Origin of the sequence: Micromonospora sp. WMMD1219, assembly GCF_049315215.1 — a bacterium.
Taxonomy (GTDB): Bacteria; Actinomycetota; Actinomycetes; order Mycobacteriales; family Micromonosporaceae; genus Micromonospora; species Micromonospora tulbaghiae.
This window is the reverse complement of record NZ_CP186057.1, coordinates 6,782,474-6,803,705: the sequence shown is the minus strand read 5'-3', so window position 1 is coordinate 6,803,705 and position 21,232 is coordinate 6,782,474. Positions and strand designations below refer to the sequence as shown.

19 protein-coding genes are annotated in these 21,232 nt (G+C 74.2%); 13 read left to right on the top strand and 6 right to left on the bottom strand.

Features of this window, described 5'->3' with window-relative positions; all coding sequences use genetic code 11:
* Nucleotides 1-11 precede the first annotated feature (11 nt).
* Entirely contained in the window at nt 12-527 is a 516-nt protein-coding gene (locus tag ACN27C_RS31750; protein ID WP_422751697.1) for a LytR C-terminal domain-containing protein, read from the bottom strand.
* Nucleotides 528-966: 439 nt separating this feature from the next.
* On the opposite strand from ACN27C_RS31750, the gene ACN27C_RS31745 reads away from it, so the two are divergent.
* Nucleotides 967-1,263 (top strand): DUF4193 domain-containing protein, encoded by a 297-nt coding sequence (locus ACN27C_RS31745; RefSeq protein WP_013284790.1) that lies wholly within the window; start codon nt 967-969, stop codon nt 1,261-1,263.
* A gap of 214 nt (nt 1,264-1,477) precedes the next feature.
* Nucleotides 1,478-2,284 (top strand): hypothetical protein, encoded by an 807-nt coding sequence (locus ACN27C_RS31740; RefSeq protein WP_121684302.1) that lies wholly within the window; start codon nt 1,478-1,480, stop codon nt 2,282-2,284.
* Between the two features lie 24 nt (nt 2,285-2,308).
* On the opposite strand, the gene ACN27C_RS31735 is transcribed toward ACN27C_RS31740, so the two are convergent.
* Nucleotides 2,309-2,800: a DUF3093 domain-containing protein gene (locus tag ACN27C_RS31735; RefSeq protein ID WP_120571024.1), complete on the bottom strand. Its 492-nt coding sequence runs from the start codon at nt 2,798-2,800 to the stop codon at nt 2,309-2,311.
* An 85-nt stretch (nt 2,801-2,885) separates the two neighbouring features.
* Here ACN27C_RS31735 and dut point away from each other — a divergent pair, with 85 nt between their 5' ends.
* The 4 genes from dut (at nt 2,886) to ACN27C_RS31715 (ending at nt 5,256) form a co-directional block, all read left to right on the top strand.
* Nucleotides 2,886-3,383: a dUTP diphosphatase gene (gene dut, locus ACN27C_RS31730; RefSeq protein WP_199733147.1), complete on the top strand. Its 498-nt coding sequence runs from the start codon at nt 2,886-2,888 to the stop codon at nt 3,381-3,383.
* Nucleotides 3,384-3,408: 25 nt separating this feature from the next.
* Nucleotides 3,409-4,029, top strand: a complete 621-nt coding sequence (locus ACN27C_RS31725) for a DUF3710 domain-containing protein (RefSeq protein ID WP_422750004.1) — start codon at nt 3,409-3,411, stop codon at nt 4,027-4,029.
* Nucleotides 4,030-4,198: 169 nt separating this feature from the next.
* The gene (locus ACN27C_RS31720) at nt 4,199-4,579 is read left to right on the top strand and encodes an OB-fold nucleic acid binding domain-containing protein (protein ID WP_013284795.1); all 381 of its coding nucleotides are present in this window, start codon (nt 4,199-4,201) and stop codon (nt 4,577-4,579) included.
* Complete coding sequence (locus ACN27C_RS31715) at nt 4,576-5,256, top strand: DUF3159 domain-containing protein (protein WP_422750002.1); 681 nt, start codon at nt 4,576-4,578, stop codon at nt 5,254-5,256. Before ACN27C_RS31720 ends, ACN27C_RS31715 begins: the two co-directional genes overlap by 4 nt.
* A 10-nt stretch (nt 5,257-5,266) precedes the next feature.
* Here ACN27C_RS31715 and ACN27C_RS31710 read toward each other — a convergent pair whose 3' ends face one another.
* On the bottom strand, nt 5,267-5,956 hold the full coding sequence (locus ACN27C_RS31710; RefSeq protein WP_120571020.1) for a potassium channel family protein: 690 nt from the start codon (nt 5,954-5,956) through the stop codon (nt 5,267-5,269).
* 3 nt (nt 5,957-5,959) lie between these two features.
* Nucleotides 5,960-6,625, bottom strand: a complete 666-nt coding sequence (locus tag ACN27C_RS31705; protein WP_120571019.1) for a potassium channel family protein — start codon at nt 6,623-6,625, stop codon at nt 5,960-5,962.
* Nucleotides 6,626-6,783: 158 nt separating this feature from the next.
* Here ACN27C_RS31705 and ACN27C_RS31700 point away from each other — a divergent pair, with 158 nt between their 5' ends.
* The 5 genes from ACN27C_RS31700 to ACN27C_RS31680 all read left to right on the top strand — a co-directional run bounded on the left by ACN27C_RS31700 (nt 6,784) and on the right by ACN27C_RS31680 (nt 13,931).
* Nucleotides 6,784-8,835, top strand: a complete 2,052-nt coding sequence (locus tag ACN27C_RS31700; RefSeq protein WP_364814459.1) for an APC family permease — start codon at nt 6,784-6,786, stop codon at nt 8,833-8,835.
* 50 nt (nt 8,836-8,885) lie between these two features.
* Nucleotides 8,886-10,115, top strand: a complete 1,230-nt coding sequence (locus ACN27C_RS31695; RefSeq protein ID WP_422751696.1) for a class I SAM-dependent RNA methyltransferase — start codon at nt 8,886-8,888, stop codon at nt 10,113-10,115.
* Between the two features lie 9 nt (nt 10,116-10,124).
* Nucleotides 10,125-11,291 (top strand): anhydro-N-acetylmuramic acid kinase, encoded by a 1,167-nt coding sequence (locus ACN27C_RS31690; RefSeq protein WP_422749998.1) that lies wholly within the window; start codon nt 10,125-10,127, stop codon nt 11,289-11,291.
* A 58-nt stretch (nt 11,292-11,349) separates the two neighbouring features.
* Entirely contained in the window at nt 11,350-13,293 is a 1,944-nt protein-coding gene (gene dxs, locus ACN27C_RS31685; RefSeq protein ID WP_252450680.1) for a 1-deoxy-D-xylulose-5-phosphate synthase, read from the top strand.
* 131 nt (nt 13,294-13,424) lie between these two features.
* Nucleotides 13,425-13,931, top strand: a complete 507-nt coding sequence (locus tag ACN27C_RS31680; protein WP_422749996.1) for a GNAT family N-acetyltransferase — start codon at nt 13,425-13,427, stop codon at nt 13,929-13,931.
* A gap of 350 nt (nt 13,932-14,281) precedes the next feature.
* Here ACN27C_RS31680 and ACN27C_RS31675 read toward each other — a convergent pair whose 3' ends face one another.
* Nucleotides 14,282-15,472 (bottom strand): hypothetical protein, encoded by a 1,191-nt coding sequence (locus ACN27C_RS31675; protein ID WP_120573903.1) that lies wholly within the window; start codon nt 15,470-15,472, stop codon nt 14,282-14,284.
* A gap of 156 nt (nt 15,473-15,628) precedes the next feature.
* Here ACN27C_RS31675 and ACN27C_RS31670 point away from each other — a divergent pair, with 156 nt between their 5' ends.
* Together ACN27C_RS31670 and ACN27C_RS31665 are read left to right on the top strand one after the other, a co-directional pair.
* Entirely contained in the window at nt 15,629-17,560 is a 1,932-nt protein-coding gene (locus tag ACN27C_RS31670) for a hypothetical protein (RefSeq protein ID WP_393377515.1), read from the top strand.
* Nucleotides 17,518-19,302 carry a hypothetical protein gene (locus tag ACN27C_RS31665; protein WP_422749993.1) on the top strand — a complete coding sequence of 595 codons (1,785 nt, stop codon included), beginning with the start codon at nt 17,518-17,520 and terminating at the stop codon, nt 19,300-19,302. The genes ACN27C_RS31670 and ACN27C_RS31665 overlap by 43 nt, the downstream gene beginning before the upstream one ends.
* Nucleotides 19,303-19,311: 9 nt before the next feature.
* Here the strand turns inward: ACN27C_RS31665 and ACN27C_RS31660 are convergent, their stop codons facing one another.
* Complete coding sequence (locus tag ACN27C_RS31660) at nt 19,312-21,183, bottom strand: hypothetical protein (RefSeq protein ID WP_422751695.1); 1,872 nt, start codon at nt 21,181-21,183, stop codon at nt 19,312-19,314.
* Nucleotides 21,184-21,232 lie beyond the last annotated feature (49 nt).

Below are 21,232 nucleotides of genomic sequence, written 5' to 3'. Positions count from 1 at the left end.
CGCGCCGCCGCCTACTTCTCGATCGGCATCGGGCAGGTCTCGGGCGGCGCCTGCGGCGCGCCCAGGTCGCCGAGCGACTGGTTGACCTCGGTGGTGGTGGCGAGCTGCTGGAACTGGTTGCCCAGGACCACGTCGACCACGTCGTCCTTGCGGTTCGCGTCGAACTTCTGGTTGGCCTCGTTCAGGAAGTACGCGCGCAGCAGGTGCGCGGACCCCACGGCGTTGGGCCCGAACCGCAGCTCGGCCACGCCGTCGAACGCCTTCTTCTCGTTGCCGACCTTCTTGACCTGGAACTTGCGGTTGCGGAAGTCGTCCGCGACGCTGCCGGCCCGGCCTGCCTCGTCGGTGGCGTTGTAGACGTTGATCTTGACGTCCTTCTGTTCCCGCAGTCGCAGGTCGACCAGCGGCCAGCCGTCCGGGCAGGCGGCCGCCGTACCGGCTGTGCCCTGGCTGTCCTTCAGCACGGCGACGACCACGAAGACCAGGGCGACGACCGCCAGCAGTCCGACGACAACGAGTGCCCGCACTCGCGCAAAACTCATCCTGGGCGCTCCCCGGACAGTGATTGGGTGGTGGCGGGCGACGCGGTCGGGCCGCGACCTGTCGGCCGTCCAGTACGCCGCTGAGGTTAACGCTTGTCCGGCTCAGGCGTGGAAACAGTCCGACATACCGGCGCGCCACGCGGTGAACCGGTAGGACTACCCCTATCTTCGTGTCGCCTGAGTCACATTGGGAACAACTTCGGGCGCAGAGGCGTACATCTCTCCCGCGAGGGCGGTATACATGCCTCGCCCACAGGGGGGGTAAGGTTCCGCGCTCACCGGGGGCATTTCGCACCGGCGAGCCCGGCCCACCGCTCGTCGGGTCGGGTGCCCGACAGAGATGGTGGCCGGTCAGGGGAACCGAAACGGCGTCGTCCGGCGTTACAACCGGCAGCGACAATATCGATATTGGAGAGTGAAACCGATGGCCACCGACTACGACGCCCCGCGTCGCGACGAGGTCGACCTCGGCGAGGACAGCCTGGAAGAGCTCAAGGCCCGGCGGGTCGACTCACAGTCGGGCGCCGTGGACGTCGACGAGGCCGAGGTGGCCGAGAGCTTCGAGCTGCCCGGCGCCGATCTGGCCGACGAGGAGCTCACGGTCAAGGTCCTCCCGATGCAGCAGGACGAGTTCCGGTGCGCCCGCTGCTTCCTGGTCCACCACCGCAGCCAGCTGGCGGTCGAGCGCAACGGCGACCTGATCTGCCGCGAGTGCGTCTGATCCCGACCGAGGACACCAGCGGCGGCCTCCTCGACGGGGCCGCCGCTGTTCGAGCCGCCGCCGTGCGCGTGCGGCCGATTGCTGCTTGACTCGTTACGGGCGGCTGCCACGCCGCGCGGAGCGGGAGGGCGGACGGGTGAGCGAGCGCAGCGAGGGGACCGGCGCCGACCGGACCCCGGCTCCGGCGGCGAGGCCGGCACCGACCGGGCCGGACGTGACAGCGGCCGGACCGGACAGGGGCCCGGACGGCGCGGGCACGACACCCGATCCGACCGGCCCGGACACCGAGGAGCTGGGTGCCACAGTCGCCGCCCTGACCGCCGACGACATCGCGCCGGCCCGCCGGCGCCAACTGCTGACCCGGCTGGTCGGGCAGGCCCGCGCCCGGGGGATCACCGACCTGTTCAAGCCCCGTGCCGCGGTGCGCTGGATGACCGACACGGTCGCCGAGGTCGCCCCGCACGTGCCGATCCGCGACCTCGCCACGCTGCGGCGGCACTTCCCCGGCCTGGACGACGACGCGCTCGCCGACCGGCTGGTCCGTAACGCGTCCCGCGCCACCGCCGGGGTCGGCGCCGCGGGCGGCGGGGTGGCCGCGGTCGAGTGGGCGGTCACGCCCACGCTGCTCTCCGCGCCCGTGCTGCTGGCCGCCGAGACGGTGGCCGTGGTGGCGATCGAGCTGAAGCTGATCGGCGAGCTGCACGAGGTCCACCGGGTGCCGCTGCCGGCCGGTGGCGCCGGCCGTGCCGTGGCGCTCGTGCAGTCCTGGGCCACCCAGCGGGGGGTCAACCCGATGATGCCGGGCGTCGGGGTGAGCGCGGTGCTCGGCACCGCCGCCCGCCGCGAACTGCGGGACAGCCTGATGCGCCGCTTCGGGCGCAACCTCACCACGCTCGGGCCGTTCCTGACCGGCGCCGCCGTGGCCGGGTACCTCAACCGCCGGGCCACCCGCGCGCTCGGCGAGCAACTGCGCAAGGACCTGCGGCGCACCGCGCGTGCCCTGCCGGAGGCGCCGTCCTGACCGTGCGGGCCGGGCGGCAGCAGGTCAGGCCGCGTCGCGGGCGGCCAGCAGGGCGGTCGCCAGCTGGACCGGGTGCCGGGTGCTGACCACCCAGAACGGCGTCGGGTCGGCCGGGTCGTCCAGCACCACCTGCACGGCGCCGCCGATCCACGGGCGCTGCACCACGAAGGCGAGCGGGTCGGAGCCGACGCCGAGCACCTCGCGCCGGCCGGCCGCGTCCAGCGGCACCACGTCCGCGACGTACCGCACCGGCAGGTGGGCGTCGTCCACCCGCAGCTCGCCGTCGCGCACCTCGACCCGGATCCGGCCCAGCCACCACAGGGCGGCCACCGCGGCGGGGATCAGCAGCACGAACGGCAGCCAGGCGCGCACCCCGGTCGCGCCCATCCACAGCTCGACCGCGAGCAGGACGGCCGCGGCCAGCCCGAGCGGCCACGCCCACCAGGGCAGCCCGAGGCGCTCCGCGTACGGCGCGGCGGTGGCCGTCGGGGCGGCCGGAGATGACGACTGACGCACACAGACGAGGGTACGGCGCGGGAGCGGCCCGGCAACCGGCAGGATGGCAGGGGCACCCCGCAGGACCGGACGGAAGAGGATGACCGTGACAGACGTCGTACCCGTGCCCGTACGGCTGCTCGACCCGGAGCTGCCACTGCCGGCGTACGCCCATCCCGGCGACGCCGGGGCGGACCTGGTGGCCGCCGCGGACGTCGAGCTGCCCCCCGGCGGCCGGGCCCTGGTGCCCACCGGCGTGGCGGTGGCGCTGCCGGACGGCTACGTCGGGCTGGTGCACCCGCGATCCGGACTCGCGGCCAGACTCGGCGTGACGGTGCTCAACGCGCCCGGTACGGTCGACGCCGGCTACCGGGGTGAGATCCTGGTCAACCTGATCAACCACGATCGGGACACGCCGGCGAAGATCAGCCGGGGCGACCGCATCGCGCAGCTCGTGGTCCAGCGGGTCGCCCGGGCCGAGTTCCGGCCGGTGGCCGAGCTGCCCGGGTCCCGGCGTGGCACGGGCGGGCACGGGTCCACCGGCGGGCACGCCGGGCTGGTCCCGGCGCCGTCCGGCGGGCAGAGCGAAGAGGTGGCAGGGTGAGTGTGAACAGCGGAGGGTGGGCGCAGTGATCTTCTCCCGGAAGCGGGCCGACGAGGCGCGTGACAATGGGGTCCTCGACGCCGAGGAGACCCCGTCGGCGCCGGACCGCGGCCCGTACGACGTCAGCGAGGCACCGGAGGCGCCTCGCCTCGACCTGGGCAGCCTGCAGATCCCGGCGGTGCCGGACGTCGAGGTGCGGGTGCAGGCCGACCCGCAGGGCGTGATCCAGCAGGTCGTGCTGGTGCACGGGCAGAACGCGCTCCAGCTCGGCGTCTTCGCCGCACCCCGTTCCGAGGGCATCTGGGACGAGGTGCGCGAGGAGATCCGCCAGTCGCTGGTGAGCGACGGCGCGACCGTCCAGGAGGTCGAGGGGGAGCACGGGCCCGAGCTGCGCGCCCGGGTGCGTACTCCGGACGGGCCGACCGACCTGCGGTTCGTCGGCATCGACGGCCCGCGCTGGATGGTGCGCGGCGTCTTCCAGGGCGTGGCCGCCGCCGACCCGGCCTCCGCCGGCCCGCTCGCGGCCTGCCTGGACGGCCTGGTCGTCGACCGCGGCCAGGAGGCCAAGCCGGTGCGCGAGCCGCTGCCGCTGCGGCTGCCCCGCGAGGTCGCCGAGCAGCAGGCCGCCGACGCGCAGGAGGTCTGATCCACGACGTGCACGGGCCCGGCGCGAAACGGCGCCGGGCCCGCGGCGTGTCCGGTCCCGGCCGGCGGTACGCGCCACGCCGCTCCCGCCGGCGGGCCACTGCGCGTACGCTGGCGGGACGGTTCCGCCGCCCGCGGGGCCCCGCTGTGGAGAGGGTGACGCGGAGGTCATGACGACCGACGAGAGCCGGGGGTCGCTGCGGCGGCTCCTGCACCGGCTCACCGCGAGCGAGGCCGAGATCGAGGCGCAGGAGCTGCGCCGGGAGAGCGCCGAGTCCGGCGGCACGCCCGCCCACCAGTGCAACAGGGGTCAGGTGGTGTCGGTGGCCGGGCGGCTGCGTACCGTCGTCTACACGCCCCGCACGAACCTGCCCACGCTCGAAGCTGACCTCTACGACGGCAACGACGTGGTGACACTGGTCTGGCTGGGCCGCCGGCACATCGCCGGGATCGAGCCGGGCCGCCACCTGACCGCGCGCGGCCGGGTGGCGGTGCGCGACGACCGCAAGGTGATCTACAACCCGTACTACGAGCTGGAGTCGCCGAAGTGACGACCGGACAGCAGCAGACCCCGTCGGGCCTCGGCCCGCAGGACGAGGAGCGGCTGCCCAGCCTCGCCGAGCAGATGGCCGACCAGCTCGGCGGATGGCGCGGGCTGGTCGAGTCGAGCATCCCGGTGGTGGTCTTCGTGGTCGCCAACGTGATCGGCGAGCTGCGCCCCGCGGTGTACGCCTCGGTGGCGGTGGCGCTGCTGATCGCCGGGCTGCGGCTGGCCCAGCGCAAGCCGGTGCGGCACGCGGTCAACGGGCTGTTCGGCGTCGGCATCGGCGCGCTGCTGGCGCTGCGCACCGGCGACGAGCGCGACTTCTACCTGCCGGGCATCCTCTACGGCATCGGGTACGGCCTGGCGCTGCTGCTGTCGGCCGCGATCCGGCAGCCGCTGGTCGGCTGGATCTGGTCGGTGCTGGTGGCCAAGGGCCGCTCCGAGTGGCGCGACGACCCCAAACTGGTACGCACCTTCACCCAGCTCACCGTGCTGTGGGGCGTGGTGTGGCTGGCCAAGGTCGGCGTACAGGCCGGGCTCTACCTGGCCCACCAGGACACCGCGCTCGGCGTGGCCCGGCTCGCCCTGGGCTACCCGCCGTACGCGCTGCTGCTGCTGATCACGGTGTGGGTGGTGCGCCGGGTCACCCGGGAGACCGCACCCACCCCGCTGCCCGGTTCCTGAGGCCGCCGCCTCAGGAGCGGTCCCGGTGCCGGTCCGCGCTCGTCGGGCCGAGGATCACCGCACGCACGTCGTCCTCCACCGCCGCGGTGCAGACGAACACCAGCTCGTCGCCGGCCTCGATCGGGTCGTCCGGCGTCGGCACCAGCACCCGCTTGCCGCGCACGATCGCCACCAGCGCCGCGTCCCGGGGGATCGGCACCGCGTGGATCGGCTGCCCCACGTAGGGCGCGGTCGGCGGGAGCGTGATCTCGACCAGGTTCGCCTCGCCCTGCCGGAACGTCATCAGCCGGACCAGGTCGCCGACGGTGACCGCCTCCTCGACCAGCGCCGCCATCACCCGCGGCTTGCTCACCGCGACGTCCACGCCCCACTGCTCGGTGAACAGCCACTCGTTCTCCGCCCGGTTGACCCGGGCCACCACGCGGGGCACCGCGAACTCGGTCTTGGCCAGCAGCGACACCACCAGGTTGACCTTGTCGTCGCCGGTGGCGGCCACCACCACGTCGCACCCGGCCACGTTGGCCTCCTCCAGGCTGGCCAGCTCGCACGCGTCGGCGAGCACCCAGTCGGCGGCCGGCACCCGGTCGGGCCGCAGCATCTTCGGCTGCCGCTCGATCAGCATCACCTGGTGGCCGTTGTCGATCAGCTCCTGGGCGATCGAGCGGCCCACGTTGCCGGCGCCGGCGATGGCGATCCGCATGGCTCAGTGCCCCCCTTCCGGCGGCGCCGCCGCCACCGACGTGACCGGGCCGTTGATGTCGTCGGTCACCAGCATGTAGACCTGGTCGCCCTCCTGGATCACCGTGGAGGCGGTGGGCAGGGTGCCGATCCCGAACCGGTTCAGGTAGGCGACCCGGGCGCCGACGGCCTGCTCCAGCTGCCGCAGCGGCCGGCCGATCCAGTCCTTGTGCACCGGCACCTCGATGATCGAGACGGTGCTCGTCGGGTCGCGGAAGATCTCCACGTTGCCCTCGGGGACCAGGTGGCGCAGCATCCGGTCGGCGGTCCACCGGACGGTGGCCACGGTGGGGATGCCGAGGCGCTCGTAGACCTGGGCGCGGCGCTGGTCGTAGATGCGGGCCGCCACCCGGGACACGCCGAACGTCTCCCGGGCCAGCCGGGCCGAGATGATGTTGGAGTTGTCGCCGCTGGACACCGCCGCGAACGCGTCGGCCCGCTCGATGCCGGCCTGCCGCAGCACCTCGCCGTCGAAGCCGGCGCCGGTGACGGTGATGCCGGCGAAGTCGGGCCCGAGACGGCGGAACGCGTCCGCGTCCTGGTCGATCACCGCCACCGAGTGTCCACGCGCCTCCAGGCTGTGGGCGAGGGTCGACCCGACCCGGCCGCAGCCCATGATCACCACATGCACGGTGTCCGCTCCTCCCACGGCGCCGCCCGCCGACCCGTCGTCTGCGAGCCTGCCACGTCCCCCTGCCGGGCGGGGGACCGAACCGTACCGCGCGGCCGCACGCGGGGGAGATCGACCACCCCCGCGCCCCGGACCCGGTGGTCGTACGCTTGGCGGTTGTGGCCCGACCCACCTCGCTGCTGAAGCGACTCCTCCTCGGTCGACCGTTCCGGTCCGACCGCCTCCAGCACACGCTGCTGCCGAAGCGCATAGCGCTGCCGGTCTTCGCCTCGGATGCGCTCTCCAGCGTCGCGTACGCCCCGGACGAGATCCTCCTGACGCTGTCCATCGCCGGCGCCTCGGCGTTCATCTTCTCGCCGTGGGTCGCGCTCGCGGTCGTCGTGGTCATGCTGACCGTGGTGGCGAGCTACCGGCAGAACGTGCACGCCTACCCCTCCGGCGGCGGCGACTACGAGGTGGCGACGGTCAACCTCGGTCCCAAGGCCGGCCTCGCGGTGGCGAGCGCGCTGCTCGTCGACTACGTGCTCACCGTCGCCGTCTCGGTCTCCTCCGGCGTGGCGAACCTCGGCTCGGTGGTGCCGTTCGTGGCCACCCACAAGGTGCTCATCGCGGTCAGCGCGGTGGTGCTGCTCACCGCGATCAACCTGCGCGGCCTGCGCGAGTCGGGCACCGCCTTCGCCATCCCCACGTACGGCTTCGTGATCGTGATCGGCGGCATGCTGTTGACCGGGCTGGTCCGCGTCTTCGTGCTCGGCGACGACCTGCGCGCGCCGAGCGCCGGACTGGAGATCCAGGCCGAGCACAGCGTCACCGGGTTCGCGCTGGTGTTCCTGCTGCTGCGCACGTTCTCCTCCGGCTGCGCCGCGCTCACCGGCGTGGAGGCGATCTCCAACGGCGTACCGGCGTTCAAGAGCCCGAAGTCGAAGAACGCGGCGACCACGCTGCTGTTGCTCGGCGGCATCGCGGTGGCCATGCTCGTCGGCATCATCTGGCTGGCCCGCCTCACCGGCCTGCAGTTCGTCGAGGACCCGCGCACGCAGATCATCTCCGGCCCGGACGGGTACGTGCAGAAGACGGTCACCACCCAGCTCGGCGAGACCGTGTTCGGCGGCGGCTCGGTGCTGCTCTACGTGGTCGCCGGGATGACCGCGCTGATCCTGTTCCTGGCCGCGAACACCGCCTTCAACGGTTTCCCGGTGCTCGGCTCGATCCTCGCGCAGGACCGCTACCTGCCCCGGCAGCTGCACACCCGCGGCGACCGGCTGGCGTTCTCCAACGGCATCCTGTTCCTGGCCGTCTTCGCGGTGGTGCTGATCGTCGGCTTCCAGGCCGAGGTGACCAAGCTGATCCAGCTCTACATCGTCGGGGTGTTCGTCTCGTTCACGCTCTCCCAGGCCGGCATGATCCGGCACTGGAACCGGCACCTGCGCCGCGAGCGCGACCCGGAGGCGCGCCGGAGGATGATCCGCTCCCGGGCGATCAACACGTTCGGCATGGTCATGACCGGCGTCGTGCTGATCATCGTGCTGGCCACGAAGTTCCTGCTCGGTGCCTGGATCGCAATCGTCGCGATGGCCGTGATGTACGTGGTGATGCTCGGCATCCGCCGCCACTACGACCGGATCGCCGAGGAGCTGGAGCCGACCGAGCAGCGGGCCGTCCTGCCCGCCCGCAACCACGCCATCGTGCTGGTCAGCAAGCTGCACAAGCCGACGCTGCGCGCCGTCGCGTACGCCCGGGCCACCCGGCCCGACACGCTCACCGCGGTCACCGTGAACGTGGACGAGCAGGACACCCGCGACCTCCAGGCCGACTGGGAGCGCCGCGAGCTGCCGGTGCCGCTCACCGTGATCGACTCCCCGTACCGGGAGATCACCCGCCCGATCCTCAACTTCGTCGCGTCGGTGCGCCGGGAGTCGCCGCGCGACGTGGTCACCGTCTTCATTCCCGAGTACGTGGTGGGGCGCTGGTGGGAGAACCTGCTGCACAACCAGAGCGCGCTGCGGCTCAAGGGCCGGCTGCTGTTCGAGCCGGGCGTGATGGTGACCAGCGTGCCCTGGCAGCTCGCCTCCACCGCCAGCAAGAACCTGGACCGGCTGGACGCCACGCTGAGCCGGGGCCCGGCGCGCGGCCCCCGGGTGGCGCCGCAGAGCACGCTGCCGCCGCCGGTGGCCTCCACGCCCTCCGCCGAGCGGGAGGAGCGCTCGTGAGCGCCGTGGAGCGGTTCGGGCCTGCGTCGCCGGCCGGGCGTCCCGGTGCTGTGTCGGCGGACCGGCCCGGGCTGGAGGAGGCCGAGCGGGTCGAGCTGACCGTCGACGCGGTCGCGCCGGGTGGGCACTGCGTGGCCCGGGTCGGCGGGCAGGTGGTCTTCGTCCGGCACGCGTTGCCCGGCGAGCGGGTCGTGGCCGAGGTGACCGAGCTGCACCGGGGCTTCGCCCGCGCCGACGCGGTGGAGATCCTGGACGCCTCGCCGGACCGGGTCACCCCGCCGTGCCCGTACGCCCGGCCGGGCCGGTGCGGCGGCTGCGACCTCCAGCACGTCGACCCGGCCGCCCAGCTCGACTGGAAGCTGGCGGTGGTGCGCGAGCAGCTCACCCGGCTGGGCGGCCTCACCGCGGAGCGGATCGACGCGCTCGGCGTCCGCGTCGAGGCGCTGCCCGGCGGGCCGCTGGGATGGCGTTCCCGGGTCCGCTACGCGGTCGACGCGGCCGGTCGGGCGGGGCTGCTCAAGCACCGCTCGCACGAGGTGGTGCCGATCGAGCGGTGCCTGATCGCGCACCCGGCGATCCAGGAGCTGCCGGTGCTTCCGCCCACCGGCGCCCGCTGGCCGGACGCCGACGCGGTGGAGACGGTCGCCAGCACCGGCGGGGACGTCGCCGTGGTCGCGTACACCGACGGGGTTCCGACGGCCGTGAGCGGGCCGGAGCGGGTCCGGGAGACGGCGGCCGGGCGGTCCTTCACGCTGCCCGCCTCCGGGTTCTGGCAGGTGCACCCGGCGGCGGCGGACGCGCTGACCGGCGCGGTCCTCGACCTGCTCGACCCGAGGCCCGGCGAGACGGCCTGGGACCTGTACGGCGGGGCCGGCCTGTTCGCCGCCGCGCTCGCCGGACGGGTCGGCGGCGCCCGGGTGACGCTCGTCGAGTCGGCGCCGGACGGCGTGGCCGCGGCCCGGGAGAACCTGGCCGACCTGGCCGGCGTCGAGGTGGTGGCGGCCCGGGTGGAGACCGCGCTGTCCCGGCGGCGGATCACCGGCCCGGTCGACCTGGTGGTGCTCGACCCGCCGCGCTCCGGCGCGGGGGCCCCGGTGGTCCGCGCGGTGGCGGCCGCCGGGCCGCGCGCGGTCGCCTACGTGGCCTGCGACCCGGCCGCCTTCGCCCGGGACGTGCGCACGTTCGCCGAGGCGGGCTGGCGGCTGGCCGCGCTGCGCGGCTTCGACCTGTTCCCGATGACCCAGCACGTGGAGCTGGTGGGCCTGTTCCTGCCTGGCTAGCCTGACCCGATGAAGATCGTCGGGCTGATGTCGGGCACGTCCTACGACGGCGTGGACGTGGTCGCGGCCGAGTTCACCGCCGACGGCGACACGCTGCGGCTGCGGCCGCTCGGGCACCGGGAGCTGGCGTACCCGGACGACCTGCGGGCCGAGATCGGCGCGCTGCTGCCCCCGGCGGCCACCACGATCGAGGCGGTCTGCCGGCTGGACAACCGGCTCGGCGAGGCGTTCGCGGAGGCGGCGGCCGTCGGCGTCGAGCTGGCCGGGGGAGCGGCCGACGCGGTCGTGTCGCCCGGCCAGACGGTCTTCCACTGGGTCGAGGACGGCCGGGTGCGCGGCACGCTCCAGCTCGGCGCGCCGGCCCGGGTGGCCGCCCGGGTGGGCGTACCGGTGCTGCACGACCTGCGCTCGGCGGACGTGGCGGCCGGCGGCCAGGGCGCGCCGCTGGTCCCGGCGTTCGACGCGCTGCTGCTCGACCCGGCCGCCGGTGCGGCACCCCGCGCCGCGTTGAACCTGGGCGGAATCGCGAACCTCACAGTGGTCGCGCCCGGCGCGCCCGTCCTCGGGTACGACGTGGGCCCGGCCAACGCGCTGCTGGACGCCGCCGCCCGGCGCTTCCTGGACCGGCCCTGCGACGTCGACGGCGTCCGCGCCGCGGCCGGCCGGGTGCACGAGGCGCTGCTGGCCCGGCTGCTCGCCGAGCCGTACTACGCCGCGCCGCCGCCCAAGTCGACCGGCAAGGAGCTGTTCCACGGCGGCTACCTGGACGCCGCGCTGGCCGCGCTCGGCGAGCCGGTGGCCGCCGACGACGTGCTGGCCACGCTCACCGAGCTGACCGCCCGCACGGTGGCCGACGCCTGCGACCGGCACCGGGTGACCGAGGTGGTGGCCGCCGGCGGGGGAGTGCGCAATCCCACACTCCGGGCGCGGCTGGCCGCGCTGGGCGGAGGGCGCTGGCGGCTGCGCACCACCGACGAGCTGGGCGTGCCCGCCCAGGCGAAGGAGGCGTACGCGTTCGCGCTGCTGGGGTGGCTGTCCTGGCACGGGCTGCCCGGCGCGGTGCCGTCGGTGACCGGGGCGTCCCGGGCCGCCGTGCTCGGCTCCTGGACCCCGGCCGGGCCGTCCGCCGCCGCGCCGCGCCCACCCGCCCCGAGGCGGCTGGTGGTGGACGCCTGACCTGGGTCGATGCACGGCCGGGCTGCGGACTGTTCCGCGGCCGATAGACTCTCCGGTCATGAGTGTTGAAGAGGGCACGGCCAACCACGGTCGGCTGCTGGGCACCGTCCACGGCCCGCAGGACGTGAAGCGGATGACCGCCGAGCAGCTGGACATCCTCGCCGCCGAGATCCGTGACTTCCTGATCGCCAAGGTCTCCCGCACCGGCGGCCACGTCGGCCCCAACCTCGGTGTGGTCGAGCTGACCCTGGCGATGCACCGGGTCTTCGACTCCCCGCGTGACCGGCTCCTCTTCGACACCGGCCACCAGGCGTACGTGCACAAGATCCTCACCGGCCGGCAGGAGGGCTTCGACAAGCTCCGCCAGCGCGGTGGCCTCTCCGGCTACCCCAGCCAGGCCGAGAGCGAGCACGACCTGATCGAGAACTCGCACGCCTCCACCGCCCTGTCGTACGCCGACGGCCTGGCCAAGGCGTACGCGCTGCGCGGCGAGAAGCGGTCCGTGGTCGCCGTGGTCGGCGACGGCGCGCTCACCGGCGGCATGTGCTGGGAGGCGCTGAACAACATCGCCACCGCCGGCAACCCGCTGGTGATCGTGGTCAACGACAACGGCCGGTCCTACTCGCCGACCATCGGTGGCCTCGCCGACCACCTGTCGTCGCTGCGGCTCAACCCCGGCTACGAGAAGGTGCTCGACACGGTCAAGGACGCGCTGGGCAACACCCCGTTCGTCGGCAAGCCGATGTACGAGGTGCTGCACGCGGTCAAGAAGGGCATCAAGGACGCGGTCGCCCCGCAGGCCATGTTCGAGGACCTCGGCATCAAGTACGTCGGCCCGGTCGACGGCCACGACGTACCGGCGGTCGAGGCGGCGCTGCGCGCCGCGAAGAACTTCGGCGGCCCGGTCATCGTGCACGCGGTCACCCGCAAGGGCTACGGCTACCGTCCCGCCGAGGACGACGAGGCCGACTGCCTGCACGGTCCCGGCGCGTTCGACGCCGAGACCGGCAAGCTGCTCGCCGTGCCGTCGGTGAAGTGGACGAACGTCTTCGCCGACGAGCTGGTCGCGATCGCCGACGAGCGGCCCGACGTGGTCGGCATCACCGCCGCCATGGCCGAGCCCACCGGCATCGCCACGCTCGCCCGCAAGTACCCGGAGCGGGTGTACGACGTCGGCATCGCCGAGCAGCACGCGGCCACCTCCGCCGCGGGCCTCGCCATGGGCGGGCTGCACCCGGTCGTCGCGGTCTACGCCACGTTCCTCAACCGCGCGTTCGACCAGGTGCTGCTGGACGTGGCCATGCACAAGCTGCCGGTGACGTTCGTGCTGGACCGGGCCGGCATCACCGGCCCCGACGGGCCCAGCCACTACGGCATCTGGGACATGTCCGTCTTCGGCGTGGTGCCCGGCCTGCGGATCGCCGCGCCCCGCGACTCGGCCACGCTGCGCGAGGAACTGCGCGAGGCGGTCGCCGTGGACGACGGCCCGACCATCCTGCGCTTCCCGACCGGCACCGTCGCCGCCGACCTGCCCGCCGTGCGCCGGGTCGGTCCGGTCGACGTGCTGGCCGAGTCGGCGCGTACCGACGTGCTGCTGGTCGCGGTCGGCTCGTTCGCCGGCCTCGGCGTCGAGGTCGCGGCCCGCGTCGCCGAGCAGGGCTACGGCGTCACGGTCGTCGACCCGCGCTGGGTGCGCCCGGTGCCGGCCGAACTGGTCGAGCTGGCCGCCGGTCACCGGCTCGTGGTCACAGTCGAGGACGGCGTGCGCATCGGCGGCGTCGGTTCCGCGCTGGCCCAGGCGATGCGCGACGCCGACGTCCGCGTACCGGTCAAGGACATGGGCGTACCGGCCGATTGGCACCCGCACGGCACCCGCGCGCAGATCCTGGCCGACCTGCGGCTGACCGCGCAGGACGTGGCGCGCGACGTCACCGGCTGGATCTCCGGCCTGGACGCCGCCCCGGTCGACCCGGCCACGAACGGAGCCCGAGCCCAGAGCTGACCCGCCCCGCGCGCGCCCCGGTCGGCGCCCGCGTCGATCTTGCACTTGCGGCCCTCCTGATGTCGGCTTCGCCCGATTACGGAGGGCCGCAATCGCAAGATCGCGGGGGCCTTGACGTGGAGGGAGGGCTCGTGGGAGTGCGGGAGGCGGGGCTCGGGGATCTCCTGGGGATCGTCGAGGTGCACAGCCGGGCGCGGGTCGCCTACTACGGGGCCGGCGGGCTGCCGGTCGGGGAGATCCTCACGCCGGAGCTGGCCCGGGAGCAGCGGGAGGGCTGGGCGGCGGCGATCACCTCGGTGCACAAGCAGGTGCGAGTCGCCACCGTGGACGGTGTGCTGGCCGGGGTGCTCGCCATGGGGCCGCCGCACTCGTCCGACCTGGATCCGCGGACGACCGCGCAGCTCTACCAGATCCACGTCGACCCGGAGATGTGGGGACGAGGCGTGGGTGGTGCGCTGCACGCGTTGTTCGTACGTCACCTGGCGGACGAGGGGTTGGCGCGGGGCGTGCTGGAGGTGTGGGAGCGCAACACCCGGGCCCGCGCGTTCTACACGCGCCACGGATGGCGCCCCGACGGCACCTCCCGCCCCGGCCCAGCCGAGACCCCCTACGTAGGCATGCAGCTGACCCACCCCTAGCCCGTCCCCGCTCCGCCGCAGGTCACGCCCGCACCCCGCCCTCGCCCCCGATCCCGATCCCGGTCCCGGTTCCGGTTCCGGTTCCGCCGATCTTGCACTTCCGGCCCCCAGATTGCCGGTTTTGCCCTGGATCGGCGGGCCCTCAACTGCAAGATCGCCGAGTCCCGCCAGCCCCGCCCTGTTGACCAAGGAGTTCGGGTACGTGAGGGCCGCCCGGGGTGACACAAACTCCTTGATCACCGAGCCCGTCGGGCGATCATGAGGTTGGCGGTGGTTTGTGTCTGGTTTGTCGCCGTCAACTTCATGATCGATGGGGCGGGCGACCCCGGGGCGGGGAAGCGCGGGTCAGGTCAGGGGGTGGGGAGGGAGCGGTACCAGGTCTTCTCGGTGCCGGCCAGGCTGAACGTCTGCCTCTGGTCGGTGTGCTCGACCACCACCAGGCCGGGACGGTCGACCAGACGCGTCGTGCCGGGCGGGGCGGAGAACGAGGCGTCCCGGGTACGCCAGGACAGCACCGCCAGCGGCCGGCCCGGCATCGGCAGGTGGTACGCCTGAAGCGTGGTGGACCGGTCGGCGGGGGACACCACCGGAGTTCCGCCGTCGGCCGGCCGGTAGACCACCGCCGTCATCGTCCCGGCCGGTGTCTCCCAGCTGAGCTGCTCCAACTCGCCCGGCTCGCCCTCGCCGAGAGCCACCGAGCCGAGCGACCGCGTCGCGATCTTCGCCATCGGCCAGGACTCCGGCGCGGAACGGGGCGCCTCGCGGTCGCCGATGCGGCGCGGCACGCTGCCGAACGGGCCCCGTTCACCGGCCAGCACGCAGGTGTCCAGTCCGGTCAGCGCGCGCTTCCCGGCGCCCGTCTCGTCGCGTACCAGGGGATAGCGGGGCGCTTCGGTGGCCGTACCCAGGTCGAGGACGCGGTCCGCGGCCCGGCCGCGCGGCAGCGACGGCGTGGACCGCAGCGTCGCGGTCAGTTCGACGGCCCGGCAGGCCGGTACCGCGACCGGGTCGGTGACGCCGTCGGTGCTGCCGAGCACCTTGCCGTCGGGTCCGGTCAGGCGCTCGACGCGGGCCGAGGTGAGGTAGCGGCGGCCGGCCGGCTCCCGCACCGGCAGCACGTCGGAGTAGACCAGGTAACCGGGGTCGGTGTACTCGGTGGCGTGGACGACCCGCCAGCGCTGCCCGTCCCGGTCGAGTTGCAGCAGCCAGGACGCGGCCTCGCCGGGCACGTCGGCGGCGACGAGCGCGAGCGCCGACCCGGCGACCTGACCGGAGAAGAGGATGCCGGACGTGGGCACGTGCACCCGGTCGTCCACCGGGGAGCGCCAGTCGCGTACCGCTGTGGTGATCGCGGCGGTGGCCTCGGCGTCGCGGGCCAGGCTGCCGCGCGGCGGCCACACCGCGAGCGTGCCGTCCAGACTGTCGTAGCCGACCCGCAGGTCCGCCGGCTGCCGTTCGGCGACCGGTCCGCAACCGACCGTGACCAGCAGCAGAGCTGCCAGCGCGGTGCCCGTCGTAGCGCCTCGGCGGGCTGAAAGCACCCTGATCCCCTCGCTGGTCGTCGGTCGGAAGCCCACATGGTACGAGACGGCCGGTCACCCGGCCGCGCCCGGCTCACCCTTTCGGCCGATCGCCCACTGCGGAACGTGACGGGCGATTCGGGTACCAATATCCGGCTCCGGTAGACTCCGCCGACTGTGACGCCTGCCGAGACCCGCGGCGCCTCGACGCCGGACGCCGCCGCCCCGACGGGCCACCGCGCCGTCACCCTGGACCCACCACCGCTCACCGTCGCCGACGCGCCGGAGCGGGCGGCCACGACCACGCCCGAGGCGCCGGCCGAGCCGGAGGCGCCGGCCACGCCGGGCGCGCGGCGCGCGCGGCGGTGGCGGTGGACCCGCCGCCGGATCGACCTCACGGTGTACGGCGGATTCCTGCTCGCCGCGATCTGGGTCACCAGCGGCATCTGGGTCGACCCGGCCGGGCGGGTGGCCGCGCTCTACAGCAGCGACCCGGCGCAGGTGCAGTTCTTCCTGGCCCACTCGGTGCGGGTGGTGCTGCACGGCGAGTTCCCGTTCTTCACCGAGCAGTTCAACTACCCCGACGGCGTCAACCTGATGGCGAACACCGCCATCCTGGCGCTGGGCATCCCGATGGTGCCGGTGACCCTCCTGTTCGGACCGGCGGTCTCCTTCGTCACGCTGGTCACGCTCGGCCTCGCCGGCACCGCCGCCGCCTGGTACCGGGTGCTGTCCCGGCACCTGATCCGGCACCGCCCGGCCGCCGCCGTGGCGGCCTGGTTCTGCGGGTTCTCACCGGCCATGCTGTCGCACGCCAACTGGCACCCGAACATCATCAGCCAGTTCCTGCTGCCGTTCATCGTGTGGCGGGTGCTGGTGCTGACCCGGTCGGCCCGGCCGGTCCGCGACGGCGTGCTGCTGGCGCTGCTGGTCACCGCGCAGGCGTTCATCAACGAGGAGATCCTGCTCTTCACCGCGCTGGCGCTGGGCGTGTTCCTGATCGCCGTGGTGGTGCAGCAGCGCGAGCGGTGGGCGACCGCGTGGCGGCCGCTCGGCGCCGGGCTGGCGGTGTGCGCGGTGCTGGCCGGGGCGCTGCTGGCGTACCCGCTGTGGGTGCAGTTCGCCGGGCCGATGGCGTACCACGGGCTCAGCGACGCGGTGCGCGACTACGGCAACGACATCGCCGCCTTCTTCGCGCCCGGCTCGCCCACGTTCGGCGGCAACGAACGCGCCAACGTCAACCTGGCGCCGAACTACTCGGAGGAGAACGCGTTCTTCGGCTGGAGCCTGTCGCTGCTGGTCGTGGGCATCGTGGTGTGGCTGCGGCGGGACGTGATCGTCCGCGCGCTCGCCGCCACCGGGCTGTTCTTCGCCGTGCTCTCCCTCGGCGAGCGGATCTCCTGGTGGGACCGGGAGATCGCCACCGGCCCGTGGGAGCTGCTGGTACGGCTGCCGCTGCTCGACGCCGTGGTGCCGACCCGCTTCGGCCTGATCACCGGCGTGACGGTGGCGATCCTGCTCGCGTACGCGGTGCGCCGCGCCTGGGCGCTGCGCGGCGTGGACCGGCGTACCGCCCGCAGGCTCACCGCCGCGGGCCTGGTCCTCGCGCTGCTGCCGATCGCGCCGATGCCGTTGCAGGTCACCACGCGGGAGCCGGTGCCGGAGTTCATCACCGCCGACCGGTGGCGCAAGTACGTCGGGCCGGACCAGACGCTCGTCTCCGTGCCGGTGCCCGCGATGGGCAACACCGACCCGATGCGCTGGGCGGCCAGCACCAACCTCGACTTCAAGATCCCCGGCGGCTACTTCCTCGCGCCGCGCAACGGCGTCACCGGCGACCCCGGACGCTTCGGCGGCCGGCCCAGCGGCATCGGCGAGATGCTGCGGGAGGTATCGTCCACCGGCCGTACGCCGAAGCTGGACGATCGGCAGCGCCGTCGCTACCTGGACGAGCTGCGGCACTGGAACGCGGCGGTGGTGGTGCTGCCGCGCGACGAGCAGAACGCCGAGCCGCTGCGCCGAACCGTGGAGCAGCTGGTCGGCCCCGGACGGCAGGAGCTGGACGTGTGGCTGTGGGACGTGCGGAAACTGACCAGCCGGTCCGCCTGACCGAACCGGCGGTCCCCGCCGCCGCGCCCCGCCGCCGCCGGCCCCGCCGGGTCGACGTGCTGGTGGTGGCCGGCTACCTCGGTCTGGCCGTGCTGCTCACCACCGGCCAGTGGCGCCGGCCGGAACGGCTGTTCCACCAGGCCGGCGACCAGATGCTGTTCGAGTGGATGCTGGCCCGGGCCGCCCGCGCGGTCACCGGCGGCGAGAACCCGTTGTGGAGCGGCGCGCTGAACGCCCCGGACGGGGTGAACCTGATGGCGAACACGTCGGTGCTCGGGCTGGGCGTGCCGCTCACCCCGGTCACAGTGGTCTTCGGCTCCCAGGCGGCCTTCCTCGTCGCCGTGACGCTCAGCCTCGCCGGCACCGCCACCGCCTGGTACGCGCTGCTCGCCCGCCGGCTGGTCCGCTCCCGGGCCGCCGCCGCGGTGGGCGGCCTGTTCTGCGGCTTCGCCCCGGGCATGGTGGCGCAGGCCGGGGCGCACCTGCACATGGCCGCCCAGTTCCTGGTGCCGGTGATCCTCGCGCTGGTGTTCCGCCCGGCCACCGACCGGGTACGCCGCGACGGCGTGCTGCTCGGGCTCGCGGTCGCGTACCAGGTGTTCCTCGGCGAGGAGGTGCTGGTCTTCCTGGCGCTCGCCGCCGGGGTGTTCGCCGGGGCGTACGCGCTCGCCGACCGGGCCGCCGCGCGTCGCCTGGCGCCGGTGGTGGCCCGCCGGCTGGGTGTCGGCGCGCTGGTGGCGGGCCTGCTGCTGGCGTACCCGCTGTGGTTCCAGTTCGCCGGGCCGGGCCACTACCGGGGCATGCCGTTCCACACCGAGGGCTACCGGCTGGACGTGGTCTCGTTCGCCGCCACCGCCCGGCAGACGGTCGCCGGGGACGCCCAGCGGGCCGGGCTGCTGTCACCGAACCCGACCGAGCAGAACTCGTTCTTCGGTCCGTTCCTGCCCCTGCTGGCCGTACTCGTGGTGGTGCGGCTGTGGCGGCGGCCGCTGGTGCGCGCGCTCGCCGCGTGCGGCCTGCTGTTCGCGCTGCTGTCACTCGGTTCCCCGGTGGTGGTGAACCGGCACGACACCGGGCTGCCCGGCCCGTACCGCCTGCTCGCCGGGGTGCCGCTGGTGGATCTGGTGGTGCCGGCGCGGTTCGCGCTGGTCTGCGTACCGGTGCTCGGGGTGCTGCTCGCGCTGGCCCTGGACCGGGTCCGGCGCGGCGGCGTGCGCACCTGGGCGCCGTGGGCCGGCGCGGTCGCCGCCGCGCTGCTGCCGCTGGCGCCGACGCCGATCCGCGCGGTGCCGGTCCCGCCGGTCCCGGCCGTGGTGTCCGGCGGCGGCTGGCGGGAGTACGTGCCGGCGGGCCGGACGCTGGTGCCGGTGCCGCCGGTGACCGGCGCGGCGGTCAGCCCCGCCATGTTCTGGTCGGCGCGCACCGCGCTGGCGTTCGACGCGCCGGGCGGCTACTTCATCGGCCCGCGGTCGGCCACCGACCCGGCCGCCCGCTGGGGCGCGCCGGACCGGCCCACGTCGCTGCTGCTGCGCCGGGCCGCCGAGACCGGCCGGGTGCCGCCGGTCGGTGAGACGGAACGCCGGCAGGCGGTCGACGACCTGCGGCACTGGCGGGCGGCGGCCCTGGTGCAGGGCGACTCGTCACCCGGCGACCCGGTCCGCGCCACAGTGGACGCGCTGGTCGGCCCCGGCCGGGACGTGCCCGGCGGGTACCTGTGGGACGTCCGGCCACTCGTCGGCTGACCGGCGGGGTCACACCCGGTCGCGGACGTCCCAGATCCACACGTCGTCCACCCGCTGCGGCGGGCCGAGCAGCTCGGCCATCAGGTCGCGCAGCACCGCCTCGCGCGGGCCGGCCCCGAGCACCACCACCGAGGCCCGCCAGAAGCGCAGGTCGTCCACGGCCTGGCGGCGGTTCTCCTCGGTGATCTCCGGCACCTCGTTGGCGTCCATCGTGGCGTAGATGAGCGTGCTGGTGGGGCGGTTCGGGGCGCCGAAGACGCCCTCGCCGCGCTCGTTCGGGCCGATGAAGTAGCCGCCCGGGACCGGGAACTCGTGCCGGGTCAGCGCGCTCCAGCGCAGCGTGTGCAGCCCGTGCACGTTGCTCGGGATCGGCACCGGCACGAGCGTGCGGCCCTCCGGCACGTACGGCCGCCAGCCGCCGGCGGTGATGAAGTGCGGCGGCGGGTCGATCCGCTCGGCCGGCAGCGGACGCGGGATCAGCGGCACCACGGCGGCGGCGATGGCGACCAGCCCGGCCAGGCGCAGCACCCGGCGGCGCGTGTCGCGCGCGGCCGATTCGCCGTCCGCGTCGTCCCCGCCGTCGTCGGTGCCGGAGCGGGGGGCGGGCACCGGCGGGCGGCCGGCACCGGCGAGCGCGTCCCACGCCAGGGCGAGCAGCACGCCGACGGCGGCCACCACGACCAGGCTCAACCGGGTCGGCATCATCATCTCGACCAGCGGCAGGTCGTCCGGCACGTACGCCCACGGCCCGTCGATGTCGGTCTCCGCGCCGTTGAACCGTACAACCGGGCCGATCGAGGCGGTCGTGAACACGACCACCAGCACGGCCAGGATCCGGGCCGGCACCGAGCGGCGGACGAGCAGCACCAGCGCGGCCAGCGCCACCAGCACCAGCGGCCAGCCGAACCAGGTGTTCTGCTCGGTCAGGCCGATGGTCTTCTCCACCGCCTCGTCACCGGCGATCGTGTCCCGGGCGAACGTGACGAACGCGACCAGGTCCTCACCCCAGTTGTGGAAGACGCCGCCCTGCAAGCCGCGGTAGGACTGCGGGCCGTTGAACTGGAACCAGATCGGGTACGCGGTCAGCAGCAGCGCCAGGCCGCCGCCGAGACCGAGCGCGGCCACGAACGACCCGGCCCGCTCGCGGGCCGCGCGGGGCCGCTGCACCACGAACGCCACCACGGCGACCAGGCAGGCCAGCGCGGTCAGCAGCAGCATCTCCTCGTTGATGAAGATCTGGTACGCGACCAGCAACCCGAGCGCCAGCCCGTTGCGCCGCCAGCGGCCCGGCTCACCCAGCCGCAGCACCCGGGCCACGATCAGCGGCAGCAGGAAGTTCGACACGAAGTTGGGCTGCCCGTTGGCGTGGTGCACGATGCCCGGCGCGAAACCGAGGAACGCGCCACCGACGAACGCCGCGCCCCGCGAGCGGACCAGGTGCCGGGACAGCACCCAGTACGACGTGGCGGCGGTCGCGGACAGCGCGGCGCCCAGGTAGAGCGCGTACATGACCTGCGGGCCGAGCAGCAGCGTCAGCGGCGCCAGCGGCAACGTCACCCCGAGCAGCGAGGTGTTCGCCATCATGTTCACCCCGTCCGGCGCGTTCTGCCGGGTGGTGAACAGCGGGTTCTCCAGGTGCTGCACCGAGTACGCGCCGTGCGCGAACAGCCACTCGAACCAGCTGTGGTCGGTGGGCAGGTGCGAGGAGACCCGGTGCTCCACGTCGCCCCAGTAGTTGAGGCAGACGAGAACGCCGAGGAGCACATAGGCTCCGATGGCCAGCACGTCGGCGCGGGCCGGCCGGCGGCGGGCGCGGCGTGGCGGGTCGGCCACGACGGCGTCCGCCTCGACGGACGAGGGGTTCAACGAGGGGTCCACCACGGGCACGGCCACGACGCGCCATCGTACAGGCGGTTCGTCACGCGGCCGG